Here is a 269-nt window from a genome sequence, read left to right on the forward strand (position 1 = left end):
CATGCCAGCCTCCCGAGCAGGTAGAAAAAGCCGGCCAGGCCGAAGATCCAGGCCGCCATCTGCCCGGCCGAGCGGGCGGCGAAGGCGGCCAGCAGGGCGAACAGGAAGGGCAGCGGCGCCAGTTGCCCGGTCAGGTACCAGAGGGTGACCTTTTGATAGGGCAGCCAGGCGCACAAGGCCAGGAACAGGGACCAGCACAGGGCGTAGCCGCCGACGGCCGCGACCAGGATGCGCGACGAAATGGCGCGCCACGCGGCGCGACCGGTACT

At 69.9% G+C, this 269-nt stretch carries 1 protein-coding gene; it reads right to left on the reverse strand.

Translation table 11 applies throughout. The annotated features are described in order from the left end of the window. Positions 1–269, reverse strand: a 269-nt coding sequence (locus SB756_RS30515; protein ID WP_410913298.1) for a hypothetical protein, incomplete at both ends; no start/stop codon positions are given.

The sequence above is a fragment of the Pseudomonas sp. SIMBA_068 genome (assembly GCF_046534705.1).
In the GTDB taxonomy this organism is placed as follows: domain Bacteria; phylum Pseudomonadota; class Gammaproteobacteria; order Pseudomonadales; family Pseudomonadaceae; genus Aquipseudomonas; species Aquipseudomonas putida.